This is a genomic window from Flavobacterium orientale (assembly GCF_014638005.1).
In the GTDB taxonomy this organism is placed as follows: domain Bacteria; phylum Bacteroidota; class Bacteroidia; order Flavobacteriales; family Flavobacteriaceae; genus Flavobacterium; species Flavobacterium orientale.
This window is the reverse complement of record NZ_BMFG01000004.1, coordinates 291,184-307,134: the sequence shown is the minus strand read 5'-3', so window position 1 is coordinate 307,134 and position 15,951 is coordinate 291,184. Positions and strand designations below refer to the sequence as shown.

Annotated in this window: 11 protein-coding genes; 7 read left to right on the top strand and 4 right to left on the bottom strand. The window is 34.7% G+C overall.

All coding sequences use genetic code 11. From position 1 onward, the window contains the following. The 7 genes from IEV15_RS07540 to IEV15_RS07510 form a co-directional block, all read left to right on the top strand. On the top strand, positions 1–5,345 hold a 5,345-nt coding region (locus tag IEV15_RS07540; protein WP_188361900.1), incomplete at its 5' end, for an HYR-like domain-containing protein. A gap of 934 nt (positions 5,346–6,279) precedes the next feature. Continuing rightward, positions 6,280–7,215, top strand: coding sequence for a calcium/sodium antiporter (locus IEV15_RS07535; RefSeq protein WP_188361899.1), 936 nt, complete (start codon positions 6,280–6,282; stop codon positions 7,213–7,215). 150 nt (positions 7,216–7,365) lie between these two features. Beyond that, a complete protein-coding gene (locus IEV15_RS07530) occupies positions 7,366–9,555 on the top strand; it encodes a glutamine synthetase III family protein (RefSeq protein ID WP_188361898.1) in 2,190 nt (729 codons plus the stop codon). 291 nt (positions 9,556–9,846) lie between these two features. Continuing rightward, entirely contained in the window at positions 9,847–10,731 is an 885-nt protein-coding gene (locus IEV15_RS07525) for an OmpA family protein (RefSeq protein WP_188361897.1), read from the top strand. After that, a complete protein-coding gene (locus IEV15_RS07520; RefSeq protein ID WP_188361896.1) occupies positions 10,728–11,558 on the top strand; it encodes an OmpA family protein in 831 nt (276 codons plus the stop codon). Before IEV15_RS07525 ends, IEV15_RS07520 begins: the two co-directional genes overlap by 4 nt. Positions 11,559–11,639: 81 nt before the next feature. Beyond that, the gene (locus IEV15_RS07515; RefSeq protein WP_188361895.1) at positions 11,640–12,818 is read left to right on the top strand and encodes an AIR synthase related protein; all 1,179 of its coding nucleotides are present in this window, start codon (positions 11,640–11,642) and stop codon (positions 12,816–12,818) included. Positions 12,819–12,864: 46 nt separating this feature from the next. Further along, positions 12,865–13,092 (top strand): DUF8828 family protein, encoded by a 228-nt coding sequence (locus IEV15_RS07510; protein ID WP_188361894.1) that lies wholly within the window; start codon positions 12,865–12,867, stop codon positions 13,090–13,092. Positions 13,093–13,149: 57 nt separating this feature from the next. On the opposite strand, the gene IEV15_RS07505 is transcribed toward IEV15_RS07510, so the two are convergent. From IEV15_RS07505 to meaB, 4 genes are all read right to left on the bottom strand, one after another. Further along, positions 13,150–14,175: a HipA domain-containing protein gene (locus IEV15_RS07505; protein WP_188361893.1), complete on the bottom strand. Its 1,026-nt coding sequence runs from the start codon at positions 14,173–14,175 to the stop codon at positions 13,150–13,152. Then, positions 14,162–14,488, bottom strand: coding sequence for a HipA N-terminal domain-containing protein (locus IEV15_RS07500; RefSeq protein WP_188361892.1), 327 nt, complete (start codon positions 14,486–14,488; stop codon positions 14,162–14,164). The genes IEV15_RS07505 and IEV15_RS07500 overlap by 14 nt, the downstream gene beginning before the upstream one ends. Beyond that, on the bottom strand, positions 14,481–14,714 hold the full coding sequence (locus IEV15_RS07495) for a helix-turn-helix transcriptional regulator (RefSeq protein WP_188361891.1): 234 nt from the start codon (positions 14,712–14,714) through the stop codon (positions 14,481–14,483). Before IEV15_RS07495 ends, IEV15_RS07500 begins: the two co-directional genes overlap by 8 nt. A 148-nt stretch (positions 14,715–14,862) precedes the next feature. Further along, on the bottom strand, positions 14,863–15,948 hold the full coding sequence (gene meaB, locus IEV15_RS07490) for a methylmalonyl Co-A mutase-associated GTPase MeaB (RefSeq protein WP_188361890.1): 1,086 nt from the start codon (positions 15,946–15,948) through the stop codon (positions 14,863–14,865). Positions 15,949–15,951 lie beyond the last annotated feature (3 nt).

Sequence of the window (15,951 nt, the reverse complement as noted above, 5' to 3'; positions counted from 1 at the left end):
GCACACCAAGTGCTTCTGATGCATGTGACAGCCAAGTTAGCTTAACATATGTGGATAGCTCAGACTTAGATGAGTGTGGTTTAGGAACTGTAACTAGAACATGGACAGCAACAGACTGTGCAGGTAATGCTAGTTCAGCGTCTCAAACGATTACTATCGAAGACACAACAGCACCTGTTATCTCAGGAGTTGGTGAAGCTTACACAGTAGAATGTCCAACAGCACCGGTATTCAGCACACCTAGTGCTTCTGATGTATGTGACAGCCAAGTTAGCTTAACATATGTGGATAGCTCAGACTTAGATGAGTGTGGTTTAGGAACTGTAACAAGAACATGGACAGCAACAGACTGTGCAGGTAACTCAAGTTCAGCGTCACAAACGATTACCATCGACGACACAACAGCACCTGTATTCTCAGGAGTTGGAGCAGACTACACAGTAGAATGTTCAGAGCCTGTAGTGTTTAGTGCACCAATTGCTTTGGATGATTGTGATAGTAAAGTAACAATTACTTATGCTGATAGTTCAGACTTAGATGAGTGTGGTTTAGGAACTGTAACTAGAACATGGACAGCAACAGACTGTGCAGGAAATTCTAGCTCTGCTTCACAAACGATTACTCTCGAAGATACAACTGCACCGGTATTTGTAGGTAACTTACCGGGTAACTTAAATGTACAATGTGATGTTGATGTTCCGGCAGCAGCAGTGTTAACTGCAACGGACAATTGTAGTGAGGCTACAGTTGAATTTACAGAAGTAATAACTCCTGGAGACTGTCCTGGTAAATATTTAGTAACCAGAACATGGACAGCAACAGACTGTGCAGGAAATAGTGTTTCACATACGCAAAAAATTAATGTAGAGGATACAATCGCTCCAACCTTTGTTGGTCAATTACCTCCAAGTAGTTTAACAGTGGAATGTGATAACATCCCAACACCGGAAGTATTAACTGCAATAGATAATTGTGGTACAGCTACAGTAATCTTCTTTGAAGCTATTATTCCGGGAGATTGTGAAGGAAGCTATACAATAGATCGTTTGTGGAAAGCAACAGATAGTTGTAAAAACTTTACGATTCACAAACAAATTATAACAGTAATCGACACAACAGCACCTGTTATTTCAGGAGTTGGTGAAGACTTTACAGTAGAATGTCCAACAGAAGCTGATTTCAGTTCGCCAATGGCAAATGATAATTGTGAAAGTGAAGTAAGCTTAACATATGTGGACAGCTCAGACTTAGATGAGTGTGGTTTAGGAACTGTAACAAGAACATGGACAGCAACAGATTGTTCAGGTAACTCAAGTTCAGCGTCTCAAACGATTACTATCGAAGACACAACAGCACCTGTATTTGTTGGTAATTTACCGGCCAATATGACTGTTGAATGTGATGTTGTACCTGAGCCTACAGTTGTAACTGCAACTGATAATTGTGGTGAAGTAACTGTAATCTTTAGTGAGCAGTCTGAAGCTGGTGATTGTGTAGGTAATTATACTTTAACAAGAACATGGACAGTTACTGACTGTGCAGGTAATACAACTTCTCATACACAAATTGTTACTGTTGAAGATACAACAGCACCAGACTTTGTTGAGGATTTACCTGCCGATATGACAAGAGAATGTGATGATGTTCCGGTTGCTGAGGTATTAACTGCATTGGATAAATGTAGTAATGCAAACGTAACATTTGCAGAAGCAAGAGTGGATGGTAATTGTGTAGGTAACTATACATTAGTAAGAACTTGGACAGCTGTAGATGAATGTGGTAACGTAAGAACTCATACACAAACAATTACTGTTCAAGATACAACACCTCCTGTTTTCACAACTTTCGTTCCGTCATTCGTAGGAGCATCCTCAAATGGATTGCCTCAAGATTTGACAGTTGAATGTAATGATATACCGGAAGCGGATGTATTAAGTGCAACAGATAATTGTGGCGATGCTACAGTAGTATTTGCTGAAGTAGTAAATCCAACAGATTGCGAAAGTGTTTATACTATAACTAGAACATGGACTGCAACTGATGAGTGTGATAATGCAATTTCTCATGTACAAATTATTACTGTTCAAGACACAACAGCACCTGTTATCTCAGGAGTTGGAGAGGCTTATACAGTAGAATGTCCAACAACACCGGTATTCAGCACACCAAGTGCTACTGATGTATGTGACAGCCAAGTTAGCTTAACATATGTGGACAGCTCAGACTTAGATGAGTGTGGTTTAGGAACTGTAACTAGAACATGGACAGCAACAGACTGTGCAGGTAACTCAAGTTCAGCGTCTCAAACAATTACTATCGAAGATACTACAGCACCTGTTATCTCAGGAGTTGGAGCAGCTTATACAGTGGAATGCCCTACAGAAGCAGTATTCAGCATACCAAGTGCAGCGGATACTTGTGATAACGAAGTAAGCGTAACATATGTGGATAGCTCAGACTTAGATGAGTGTGGTTTAGGAACTGTAACTAGAACATGGACAGCAACAGACTGTGCAGGTAACTCAAGTTCAGCGTCTCAAACGATCACCATCGAAGATACTACAGCACCTGTTATCTCAGGAGTTGGAGCAGCTTATACAGTAGAATGTCCAACAGAAGCAGTATTCAGCATGCCAAGTGCAGCGGATACTTGTGATAGCGAAGTAAGCTTAACGTATGTGGATAGCTCAGACTTAGATGAGTGTGGTTTAGGAACTGTAACTAGAACATGGACAGCAACAGACTGTGCAGGTAACTCTAGTTCAGCGTCTCAAACGATTACTATCGAAGACACTACAGCACCTGTATTCTCAGGAGTTGGTGAAGCTTACACAGTAGAATGTCCAACAGCAGCAGTATTCAGCATGCCAAGTGCAGCGGATACTTGTGATAGCGAAGTAAGCTTAACATATGTGGATAGCTCAGACTTAGATGAGTGTGGTTTAGGAACTGTAACTAGAACATGGACAGCAACAGACTGTGCAGGTAACTCAAGTTCAGCTTCACAAACGATTACTATCGAAGATACTACAGCACCTGTAATTTCAGGAGTTGGAGCAGCTTACACAGTAGAATGTCCAACAGCAGCAGTATTCAGCACACCAAGTGCTTCTGATGCATGTGACAGCCAAGTAAGCTTAACATATGTGGATAGCTCAGACTTAGATGAGTGTGGTTTAGGAACTGTAACTAGAACATGGACAGCAACAGACTGTGCAGGTAACTCAAGTTCAGCGTCTCAAACGATCACCATCGAAGATACTACAGCACCTGTTATCTCAGGAGTTGGAGCAGCTTATACAGTAGAATGTCCAACAGAAGCAGTATTCAGCATGCCAAGTGCAGCGGATACTTGTGATAGCGAAGTAAGCTTAACGTATGTGGATAGCTCAGACTTAGATGAGTGTGGTTTAGGAACTGTAACTAGAACATGGACAGCAACAGACTGTGCAGGTAACTCAAGTTCAGCGTCTCAAACGATTACTATCGAAGACACAACAGCACCTGTTTTCTCAGGAGTTGGAGCAGACTACACAGTAGAATGTTCAGAGCCTATAGTGTTTAGTGCACCAATTGCTTTGGATGATTGTGATAGTAAAGTAACAATTACTTATGCTGATAGTTCAGACTTAGATGAGTGTGGTTTAGGAACAAAAACTAGAACATGGACAGCAACAGACTGTGCAGGTAATTCTAGCTCTGCTTCACAAACGATTACTATCGAGGATACTACAGCACCGGTATTTGTTGGTGACTTACCAGGAAATGTAAATGTTCAATGTGATGTTCCGGAAGCAGCGGTAATAACTGCAACGGATAATTGTAGTGAAGTAGAAGTTGAGTTTTCTGAAGTAGTTACACCTGGAGATTGTCCTGGTAAATATTTAGTAACCAGAACATGGACAGCAACAGACTGTGCTGGAAATAGTGTTTCACATACTCAGAAAATCAATGTGGAAGATACAATTGCTCCAACCTTTGTTGGTCAGTTGCCTCCAAACAGTTTAACTGTAGAGTGTGATAACATCCCAACACCGGAAGTATTGACTGCAATAGATAATTGTGGTACAGCTACAGTAATCTTCTATGAAGCAATTATTCCTGGTGACTGTCCTGGTAGTTATATCATTGACCGTATATGGAAAGCTACAGATAGTTGTAAAAACTTTACAATTCACAAACAAATGATTACAGTGCAAGATACAACAGCTCCTGTTGTAACGCCTGCAGCAAATCAATCAGTTAATTGTGATGGTAATGGCAACTTAGATGAGTTAGCCTTATGGTTAGCATCTAATGGTGGAGCATCGGCTACAGATTCTTGTAGTGATGTAACATGGTCTGATAGCTTTGATGGATTTGATGGAACATGTGGTGCTGTAACTGTAACTTTTACAGCTACTGATTGTTCTGGAAACGCATCGAGCACAACAGCTACATTTACTATTAACACTGTTGGAATCAATGTAAGTGTTCCGGCTAATGTAAGTCCTGATTGTGATGCTGATCTTGATGTAGCATTTGCTCAGTGGATTGCTTCATTCTCTTATGATGGAGGTTGTGGAGAATTAACCGCTACAGACTTAACCGGATTTGTTTTACCTGAACCGGGACAAACAATAACAGTTACATTTGTAGTTACTGACGAATGTGGATCAACTGAAACACGTGTTGTTACCTTTACAACACCGGAATGTTTCGACGGATGTACAATTGGATACTGGAAAAATCATACCGACAGATGGTGTGCTACTTATTCAACAACAACATTATACGGAAGTGTGTTTGTTAACGCTCCAAATGGTTTGGCTAACAAAACATTACTTCAAGTGGTGAACTTAGGTGGCGGAGGTGTTAATAACCTTGGCAGACAATCGGTTGCAGCTTTATTAAATGCGTGTCATGCGGATATTAACTATCCAACACCTTATAGTACTGTTCAATCAATTATAAATGCTGTAAATGCTGCATTCATTGCAGGAGGTAATGCACCGGGTCAACTTGCATCTCAATTAGATCAATTGAATAATACAGGTTGTCCGTTAGGAGGTAGTCCGGCTACAAAAGCTAAAGTAGCTGCAGTAGCTTCATTTGAAGCTTATCCGGTACCGTTTGTTGATGAATTGACTATCAGATATGAATTTGATTATAAGTCTGATGTAACAATTGAATTCTTTGACATCAGAGGTTCATTGATTAGAACATTTAAAGATGATAGCTCATATTACAAAAAAGAAGTAAAACTTGATGTTAGCTTCTTGAATGAGTCAGGCCAAGTGTACTTTATTAAAATCACTACTGATCAAGCTAGTGAAATTAAAAAGGTTATATCTGGTTTAAGATAATCTTAGTTTAACTTAATTAACTAAAGGGGTGCTTAAAAGCACCCCTTTTTTTTGCTCTATCTGGTAAAACCCCCTTGTTTGGTTGTTTTCAAAGCACAACCTCATAAGCTTTTTTAGGACGGGTCAACTCCATAGATACTCCATAGATACTCCGACGATACTTTGACTTTAGTTTGACGAAAATTTTCGTAAATCAAAAATCGTTGTGATACTCCCGGAATTATATTAAAAGTGATTACAATAAAAAAAAACAGTTGTATAATAAGTTTAGGATTAAGGAGTATAGTTGTATAACTAGTATAGGATTTATTTAATAACCTCTATAGTTATTTTAGGACGGGTCATTTACCACGCTCAGAGGGGTCAACGGTATAGTTAAAGCATGTATAATGCCTAAATAAAGCTAGAATAAAGCACTAACGGTGACAGATTTTAACAAATCTCCATCAACTCATTTTTATCTCCATTCCCTTTGGAGAGGGGTCGGGCAATGGTGAGATTAAAATAGTTGTATAGTAAGTTTAGGATGAAGAAATATAGTTGTATAACTAGTATAGGATTTATTTAAAAATCGGTATAGTTATTTTAGGACGGGTCAAAGCCATAGATAAGCCATAGATAAGTCATAGATAAGCCATAGGTAAGCCATCAATGGTGACAGATTTTAACATATATCATAATTTAAAGATAGAAGCAAATAGCACAATGCAAACCCAAAGTAAGTTATAGTTGTAGAACTATAATAGGATGTGTTTAGTAATCCGTATAGTCATTTCAGGATAAGTTAGAACGGCTATCCTATTTATTATGGGCATCTCATAATTTCTCAATTTTAGTATAAAGAAAAATATTTTTTTTATAATTATAATAAAAGGGTTAGAAGTATGATTTATTTATCAGTAAGGTTTTATACTTTCGTAAAAAAATAAATTAGATGGATTTTGTTTTCATTATTGCGGGTTTAGTTTTGTTAGTCTTGGGAGGCGATTGGTTATTGAAATCGGCTGTTGGAATGTCCTTAAGATTAAACATTTCAAAAATTATTATAGGAATGACAGTGGTTTCTTTTGCCACTTCTGCACCGGAATTAATAGTTAGTATTAAGTCTGCAATGGCAGGTTTTCCCGATATCGCTTTAGGGAATGTAATTGGTTCTAACATTGCTAATATTGGGTTAATTCTCGGAATTGTTATGATTATCAATGCTATGAAAGTGGATGAGTCATTTTTTAAAACAGATTGGCCGGCAATGATGATTTCTTCTGTTTTGTTGTTTGGAATTTTATACTATGATGGTGAAATAAGCAGAATAGAAGGAATTATTTTGTTTTTGCTTTTGATTTGTTTTGTAATATATCTAATCAAATTCCAAAAGAAAACTACATCAGAAGTCGAAATTCCTCTTGAAAAAGCAATGCCTATGTATCAAGTTATACTCTTCTTAGTACTAGGTGGTTTAGGATTATGGGGTGGTTCTGAGTTATTAATAAAAGGGGCTGTCAACTTAGCAGAAGCCTATGGCGTTTCTGATCGGGTCATTGCAGTTACTGTTGTTGCAATTGGAACAAGCATCCCGGAACTTGCTGCTTCAATTATTGCTGCTTTAAAAAAGGAAAGCTCCATCTCAATTGGAAATATAATTGGCTCTAATATCTTTAATATTCTGTCAGTTTTAGGGTTAACTGCTATTATCCATCCTGTAAAGCTGGTTGATAATAGATTAATGTCCTTTGATATTATTTGGATGCTGGCATTTTCTTTTATTTTAATTCCATTAGTTATGCTTCCTAAAAAAGGGTATTTGGATAGAAAAGCAGGTTTTGTTTTAGTGATAGCTTATGGTGCTTTTATTTATTTAACTTTTATATAAAATGTATCAACCCTATTTTTTGTAGGTATTTTGAATTATTATATTATTTTTTTTAATTAACCCCCTAAAAAAATAGGGGGTTAATTGTTTTATATCTAAAAAGTATTAAATTTGCAACGTAAAAAATAGTAATCCTTCAAATTATCATCTATGTCAACAATTCGTTTTCAAGCATTAAAAGAAACTTTAGGTAGAAAACCTGTAAAAGTGGAAGAAATTGGAAAAAAATCCGAAATTTTTGGAACTAATGTCTTTAATGACAAATCAATGCGGAAGTTTTTAACTCCTGATGCATACAAAGCTGTAAAAAACGCTGTGCAACACGGAATAAAAATCGACAGAAAATTGGCAGATTACATCGCAATGGGAATGAAAGAATGGGCATTAACTAAAGGAGTAACCCATTATACGCATTGGTTTCAACCTTTAACAGGAGCTACTGCAGAAAAGCACGATGCCTTTTTTGAAACTTCTTTTGACGGTAGCGATCCGGTTGAAAAATTTGGAGGCGATCAATTAGCTCAACAAGAACCAGACGCTTCCAGTTTTCCAAATGGAGGGATTCGTAATACTTTTGAAGCAAGAGGTTACACCGCTTGGGATCCAACTTCACCTGCTTTCATTTACGGAACAACGCTATGTATTCCAACGGTTTTTGTTTCTTATACTGGAGAAGCATTAGATTATAAAACACCACTTTTGAGAGCTTTACATGCAATTGATGAAGCGGCAACAGAAGTATGTAAATATTTTGATAAAAATGTAAAAAAAGTGACGCCAACTTTAGGTTGGGAACAAGAATATTTTCTAATTGATACCGCTTTAGCAAATTCCAGACCCGATATTTTAGCAACAGGAAGAACGTTGTTAGGTCATACATCTGCAAAAGGACAACAATTAGAAGATCATTATTTTGGGTCAATTCCAACTCGTGTATTAAATTATATGAGAGATCTTGAAAATGAATGTATGCTTTTGGGAATTCCTGTTAAAACAAGACATAATGAAGTTGCACCAAATCAATTTGAATTAGCTCCAATTTTTGAAGAAACCAATTTGGCAGTAGATCATAATTCTCTGTTGATGGATGTAATGCAAAAAGTAGCAGAGCGTCATGAGTTCAGGGTTTTATTCCATGAAAAACCTTTCAAAGGAGTGAATGGTTCAGGTAAACACAACAACTGGTCGTTAGCTACAGACACGGGTATTAACTTATTAAGTCCGGGCAAAACACCAATGAGTAACTTACAATTTTTGACTTTCTTCATCAATACTATAAAAGCAGTGAATGTTTATGAAGAATTACTTCGTGCTGCAATTGCTTCTGCAAGTAATGATCACAGATTAGGTGCTAACGAAGCTCCTCCTGCAATTATTTCTGTGTTTATTGGTCAACAGTTGACAAAAGTTTTAGAAGAATTGGAAGGAGTGTCAACAGGAAAACTTTCTCCGGAAGAAAAAACAGATTTAAAACTGAATGTAGTGGGCAAAATTCCGGATGTTCTTTTGGATAACACCGATAGAAACAGAACATCTCCATTTGCATTTACAGGTAATAAATTCGAATTTAGAGCTGTGGGTTCATCAGCCAATTGTGCTAATGCAATGACAACTTTAAATAGTATTGTTGCCAAACAATTAAAAGATTTCAAAGCTGAAGTAGACACGTTGATTGAAAAAAATGATTTGAAAAAAGATGAAGCAATTTTCAATGTTTTAAGAGAATATATCAAACAAACAAAAGCCATCCTTTTTGAAGGAGATGGTTATAGTGAGGCGTGGGAAAAAGAAGCTAAAAAAAGAGGTTTAAGCAATCACAAAACAACTCCGGAAGCTTTAAAGGCAAAAGTTTCTAAAAAAGCAATTGCTCTTTTTGAAGAATTGAATGTAATGAATCATGTAGAAGTGGAAGCTCGATATGAAATTGAATTGGAAGAATATACCAAGAAAATTCAAATTGAAGGTCGTGTTTTAGGTGATATTGCCAGAAATCATGTGGTGCCAACAGCAATTAGATATCAAAATATTTTGATTGAAAATGTTAGAGGTTTAAAAGAAATTTTTGGAAAAGATTTTGAAAAAATTGCTAAAGAACAAATCAGTTTAATCAAAGAAATTTCAGAGCATATTGAAGGTATCAATCTGAAAGTTGGTAAAATGACTGAAGAACGTAAAAAAGCAAACACACTTACTAATGCTGAAAAAATGGCTGCCGCTTATTGTGATAAAGTAAAGCCGTTTTTTGAAGAAATTAGATATCATTCTGATAAATTGGAATTGTTAGTAGATGATGAAATTTGGACACTAACAAAATATAGAGAGTTATTATTTACAAAATAATTAATTTGAAAACCACTCAATCAACAGAGTGGTTTTTTTTTATCTCTTCAATGTAAATAAATTGTAAACTTTTGTAGAATAAAATGTTTTTTTATAAAAATAATTATTTATTTTAGCACCGTATAATGATTCAAACTTATAGTAATAAGAGAACCTCATAACAAAACATTAACTAAATTTCCAAAAAATTACCACCAAAAAAAGGGATGATTAACGTCATCCCTTTTTGATTTTAATAGTTATTCAAAATTAATTTTCATTATATTCGTTATCTATTAAAATACCATTAAAATGTTTCGATTTTTACAATTCTCTATTTTTTTTCTGGCTTTTCTTTTAAATGCTCAAGAACAAGAATCATTTTATTTTGATAGCAATAAATTTGAATTAAAAAAATCAGAATTAGCAAGACTCAATGACTGGATTAATGAAAATACTAAAGTTAAAATTGTTGCTATAAATGGCTATGCCGATGAAGATGGTTCGGTTGGCTTTAATGATACTTTAGCTCAAAAAAGAGTAAATTTTGTGTTTAATGAAATTGGAAATAAAGTAGCTATTCGTTCGGATTTCAAAACTCGAAGCTATGGCAAACAACACCAACAAAGTGAAGACAAATCAAAAAACAGAAGAGTAACAGTTTATTTTATTGAAGAAAAAGATTTACATAGAGAAGACGAAATTTTAGGAATCAAACCAATTGAAAAAACTCCAATTCAAAAACCAAAACGAATTTTCCCTGAAATAATTCAAATTAAAAACCCAAACGGTTCAGTATCAGAATACGAATTGAATCGCGAGTTCATGCAAAAAATTGACGAATCTAAACCTGGTGAAAAATTAAAAATTGACAATTTAAATTTTCATTTAAATACCTTCGCAATTGTAAATGAAAGTCGTGGTAAATTATATGAATTGTTACTAGTAATGCAGCAAAATCCAAATTTAGAGATTAATATTCAAGGACATCTTTGTTGTATGCCAACAGATCGAAATAATTTGTCAACCCAACGGGCAAAAGCAATCCAACAGTTTTTAATTTTTAACGGAATTGAAAAATCCCGGTTGTCTTATCAAGGTTTTGGAAGCTCTCAACCCATTTTTACATTACCTGAAAAAAATGAAGAAGAGCGAGCTGCAAACCGAAGAGTAGAAATTGAAATTATAAAAAATTGAAACAACTATTTTTCATAGCATTTTCTCTCCTTTTCGGAAACAACATTTCTGCTCAAGAAAAATTTGAAATATTCTTTGATTTCAATGCTTCAATCCCAAATCAGGTTTCGTTAACCTATTTTGAAAAATGGATGCAAAATAACAAAAATGCAGAAATCTTAGAGCTTCACGGTCATTGTGATAGCGTTGACACCCAAAAATATAATTTAATTTTATCTCAAAAAAGAATTAATGAAGTTTTGCAAATTCTAAAAAATAATGCAATTCAAATTAACGAAGGATTGCAAAAAATACCCTACGGTAAAAATTTTAAGCAATCAAAAATTCAAGCTGAAAACAGAAAAGTAGTTGTTTTTTATAGAAATTTAAATGTTGATTCAGAGGATAAATCAAAAGCAAATGTTTGGGCAAATCGAAGTCCGTTGTTGTTTGACGATCCATTAATTCCTTTGAGAGAAAAAATAGCAAGAGTTAAAAAAGGTGATAGAATAAGATTGGAAGGAATAAATTTTCATTTTAACACGTTTCGAGTAGTTAAAGAATCAGAACCAAGTTTGGACGAATTAGTTGAAGTTTTGAATGACAATCCGAATTTGAAAATTGAAATTCAAGGTCACATGTGTTGCAATGAAAATACCAGAGAGTTGCAGCTTTCAATCCAACGCTCTCGTTTTATTTATCGTTATTTAGTTTTGAAAGGAATTGAAAAAAAACGAATTTCCTATAAAGGATTTGGAACTTCTAAACCAATCTTTACCATCCCTGAAAAAAATGAAGAGGAACGGGCAAAAAACAGAAGAGTTGAAATAGAAATTATGGAAAACTAATTTTCCTTTTTTCATCACTTTTCACTTTGTGACTTAATTACATTAAATGTATCTTTGCCAAACAACAACACACATTTTTTTATGAGTTCTGATACCAGTAATCGCTATAAACTTCGAGGTGTTTCTGCCGAAAAAGAAGACGTACATAATGCCATTAAAAATATTGACAAAGGCTTGTTTCCAAAAGCGTTTTGCAAAATAGTTCCGGATTATTTGACAAATGATTCCGATTATTGCTTGTTAATGCATGCTGATGGAGCAGGAACGAAATCGTCTTTGGCATATGCGTATTGGAAAGAAACAGGAGATATTTCTGTTTGGAAAGGCATTGCTCAAGATGCTTTAATCATGAATATTGATGATTTACTTTGTGTTGGAGCAACCGATAATATTTTACTTTCTTCAACCATTGGAAGAAATAAAAATAAAATTCCAGCTGAAGTGATTTCTGCCATAATTAACGGAACCGAGGAATTAATTCAAGAGTTAAATTCGTTTGGCGTAACCATTCATTCAACTGGTGGCGAAACAGCAGATGTTGGTGATTTAGTTCGAACAATCATTGTAGATTCAACCGTTACAGCTCGAATGAAACGCAGCGATGTGATTGATAATGCTAACATTAAACCCGGTGATGTAATTGTTGGTTTGGCCTCCTTTGGTCAAGCTACTTATGAAAAAGAATATAATGGAGGTATGGGAAGCAATGGATTGACTTCTGCTCGTCATGATGTTTTTTCAAAATATTTAGCAGATAAATATCCTGAAACTTTTAATGCTGAAGTACCAAGTGATTTGGTATATTCAGGTCAAGTGAAGTTGACTGATTCGGTTGAAAATAGTCCAATTGATGCTGGAAAACTAGTCCTTTCTCCAACACGAACATATGCTCCGATTATCAAAAAGATTTTGGAAAAGTACACACCAAAAGACATTCACGGAATGGTGCATTGTAGTGGTGGAGCTCAAACAAAAATTCTACATTTTGTTGATAATTTACATATTATAAAAGATAATTTATTTCCGATTCCACCTTTGTTTAAACTGATTCAAGAACAATCAAAAACCGACTGGAAAGAAATGTATCAAGTGTTCAATTGCGGTCACCGAATGGAATTATATGTTCCTTCAGAAATTGCCAACGACATTATCGAAATTTCAAAATCATTTAATGTTGATGCTCAGATTGTAGGTAGAGTAGAAGCATCCGATAATAAAAAATTAACTATTACCAGTGAATTTGGTACATTTGAATACTAATTCATTTACCTTTAACCTATTACCAATAACCAATTACCAAAAAAAAATGGACTTACCAAAATTCGTTTTAGCTGACAACACTGATTTTCCTGAAGATATATTTATCATTCATTTAGAATATCCTCGTTTTATAATCAATTTAAAAGATGACGAAGTTGAAATCATCGAAGAGGTTGATGTTGAAGATGAAAAAGAATTGGAAACTGAATTAGAAAAATTAATTGAGTTAGCCGGTGCTTTTTATGATAGAGAAATGGAACGTTACGAAGAATAATTTTTAAAATTTAAGCCGTTTCAAATAAAATTAAAACGGCTTTTTTTGTATATCAATTTATATCAAATTTAATTGCTTATATCTGCTATCAATTAGAGAATAATATTTTGATTTGTATTCATCACTCACAAAACTCTTTTCTAAAACGGCTTCTATTTCGGGTTTGGCATAGACAAAAAGTTCTAAGGTATTATCTAAAACTTTCTTATTCAAACCACCATTTTCATAAGCGGATAAAAAATCTATATATTTTAGTTTTCTTTTTTTTGCATTCAAAGTCAAGGCCAATTCTTCGGTATCTGCCGGATTTACTAATGCTGTTGGCACTAAATCATAAGCCGGACACAAACTTAAACCTTGCCCTTCTTTTTCCAGTAAGGAAAAATTCTTCAAATGCATATCGGAGTTTCCGGTAAAAAAACTAAATAGCACTTGCTCATAAAAGTTACTCACATCCAATAACGGTGTACTTGAAAATTTCAACACCAATTTAGCCACTTGCTCGTGACTTCCTTTGTATTTATCTTCGGTTAATCGTTCGCTTAATTGACACATGTCTTCCATGTGGAGTTTGGTTTTTCTGGTTCTATCCACACGTTTTGTGATGTAACAAAGGGTTTCATCTTGTAACTTTACTAAACTATGAGGCACAACTTTTATTCCACAAACATCTGCCATATGCATGGTAGCACTTTCCAATTCAGGTAATTGTTCATAATGTTCCGAAGGTGGTTTGAGTATATAATCACCATAAAGCCCTACGATGGTGAGCTTTTTTGTTAAATTTTTTTCTTTTTTTCTAAATAAACTCAATGACACTTTCGCTTGTACTCCTGTTACCGCCATCTGACTTTGGATAACTTTTGATGCTAATTCTTGCAGATTTTCCAAGTTATAATTAAGTTGTGGCGTTTTTAATTGACCAAAAAAGCGTTTGTTGCAGGCTTCATGAAAATCAGAAGTACTATCAAAAAGTGGTTCATAGCAATACAAACATCTTCTACCATAAAAAGTTTCAGGTTCCTGAACTTCTCTGGTAGTTTGTTCTAATCGTGCTAAATATTTTTTTTTATAGTTCTTCATTTCTTTGAACACTTACAGCTCCAATACAATCTTTGCAGCAGGTGAGGAGCAAACCCATTCTGTCTTTGTAATTAATTTTCCAATTTTTCTCTGCGATGTCTAACAACCAACCTTCCGGAATTAATCCATCAAAAAATGCAAAAAGGGTTTTACTTTGAAATGGTTTTTCAGTAAGTGGCAATGTTAGACTTACTGCTTGAGCATTTTCTTTTTTTAAATATTCGGTATCATATTGAAATAAATAACCATGATCAGTTTCTAAAACTGTTCCGCAATACTCATTTTTCATATATACTTTTCCGCTTCTATTCATTTGTTATCAATTTATCTCGATCCATTGGAACCGGTCCTAATGTCTCTCCAAATAAGCGTAATACATCATTCACTTTATCCATTCTTAAAGTGCTTTTTCCTTGTTCTAAATCTCGAACAAATCGCAAACCAACTCCAGCTTTTAAAGCTAGTTCTGGCTGTGTAAGCTTATTTTGCTTGCGTTTTAGTTTGATGTGCTTACTTAAATCAGTTAAATTTTCTCGCATATTTATACCTTTTAAACTACAAATATACAAAAATATCGAAAAATCACACCATAAAAGGTGTATTTTTAAATTTTATCAATATTTTATACCTTTTTGGATATAATAATTGATATTTTATTAAAAATGAATTAGATAGGGTATAAAAAAATTATTTGTAGTAAGTAGAAAGCAATTCTAAAGCTGCTGCAAAAGGTGAAATTTCATTATTTTGAACCGATTTTTTCTTTTTATCCAATAAATGAATAATTTCAGGATGATTGTAAAAATGATTTTTCAATTGTTCATTAATGGTTTCCATCATCCAATATTGATTTTGCTCTTTTCTTTTATCTTGAAAATAAGTATTGGATTGTGTCAATTCTAAATAATCAGATATGATTTTCCAAACGGCATCAATTCCTTCTTTGGTAATGGCACTACAAGTAGAAACTGTAGGCATCCAACCTGATTTTTTTGCCGGAAATAAGTGTAATGCTCGATTGAATTCTGTTTTGGCTAGTTTTGCTCTTTTGATGTTATCGCCATCAGCTTTATTGATTACGATGGCATCGGCCATTTCCATGATTCCTCGTTTGATTCCTTGCAATTCATCGCCGGCACCTGAAATTTTTAATAACAAAAAGAAATCAACCATACTGTGAACGGCCGTTTCACTTTGACCCACACCAACGGTTTCAATAATGATGGTATCAAATCCGGCGGCTTCACAAAGAATGATAGTTTCACGTGTTTTTCTGGCAACACCACCTAAAGTTTCACCCGATGCAGAAGGTCTGATGTAGGCATTTTTATCTTTAACCAATTCTTCCATTCGGGTTTTATCTCCAAGAATACTACCGTGAGAAATGGTGCTACTTGGATCAACAGCCAAAACAGCTACTTTTTTACCTAATGAAGTCAAGTGTTTTCCAAAAGCTTCAATAAATGTACTTTTACCAACTCCCGGAACGCCTGTTATTCCTATTCTAATAGATTCATTTGAATGGGGTAAACAAGCGGCAATAATTTCATTTGCTTTGTTTAAATGATCGGGATTTGTACTTTCTACTAAAGTAATGGCACGACTTAAGTCGGAAATGTTGCCTTTTAAAATTCCATCAATCAATTCATCAGAAGACGGTTGAATTTTTCGAAATTGCTTAATGTTTTTCACAACCAAATCACTGATGAATTCCGGTTGAGGAACACCTTCTTTTTCGCTTAAAGCGGATTTATTTGGATTTGTTTTTTTCACAAA

Bases quoted from the DNA above. Each gene is read 5' to 3' on its own strand.
- IEV15_RS07535 (WP_188361899.1), top strand. From the start codon at position 6,280: ATGGATTTTGTTTTCATTATTGCGGGTTTAGTTTTGTTAGTCTTGGGA.
- IEV15_RS07530 (WP_188361898.1), top strand. From the start codon at position 7,366: ATGTCAACAATTCGTTTTCAAGCATTAAAAGAAACTTTAGGTAGAAAA.
- IEV15_RS07525 (WP_188361897.1), top strand. From the start codon at position 9,847: ATGTTTCGATTTTTACAATTCTCTATTTTTTTTCTGGCTTTTCTTTTA.
- IEV15_RS07515 (WP_188361895.1), top strand. From the start codon at position 11,640: ATGAGTTCTGATACCAGTAATCGCTATAAACTTCGAGGTGTTTCTGCC.
- IEV15_RS07510 (WP_188361894.1), top strand. From the start codon at position 12,865: ATGGACTTACCAAAATTCGTTTTAGCTGACAACACTGATTTTCCTGAA.
- IEV15_RS07505 (WP_188361893.1), bottom strand. From the start codon at position 14,175: ATGAAGAACTATAAAAAAAAATATTTAGCACGATTAGAACAAACTACC.
- IEV15_RS07500 (WP_188361892.1), bottom strand. From the start codon at position 14,488: ATGAATAGAAGCGGAAAAGTATATATGAAAAATGAGTATTGCGGAACA.
- IEV15_RS07495 (WP_188361891.1), bottom strand. From the start codon at position 14,714: ATGCGAGAAAATTTAACTGATTTAAGTAAGCACATCAAACTAAAACGC.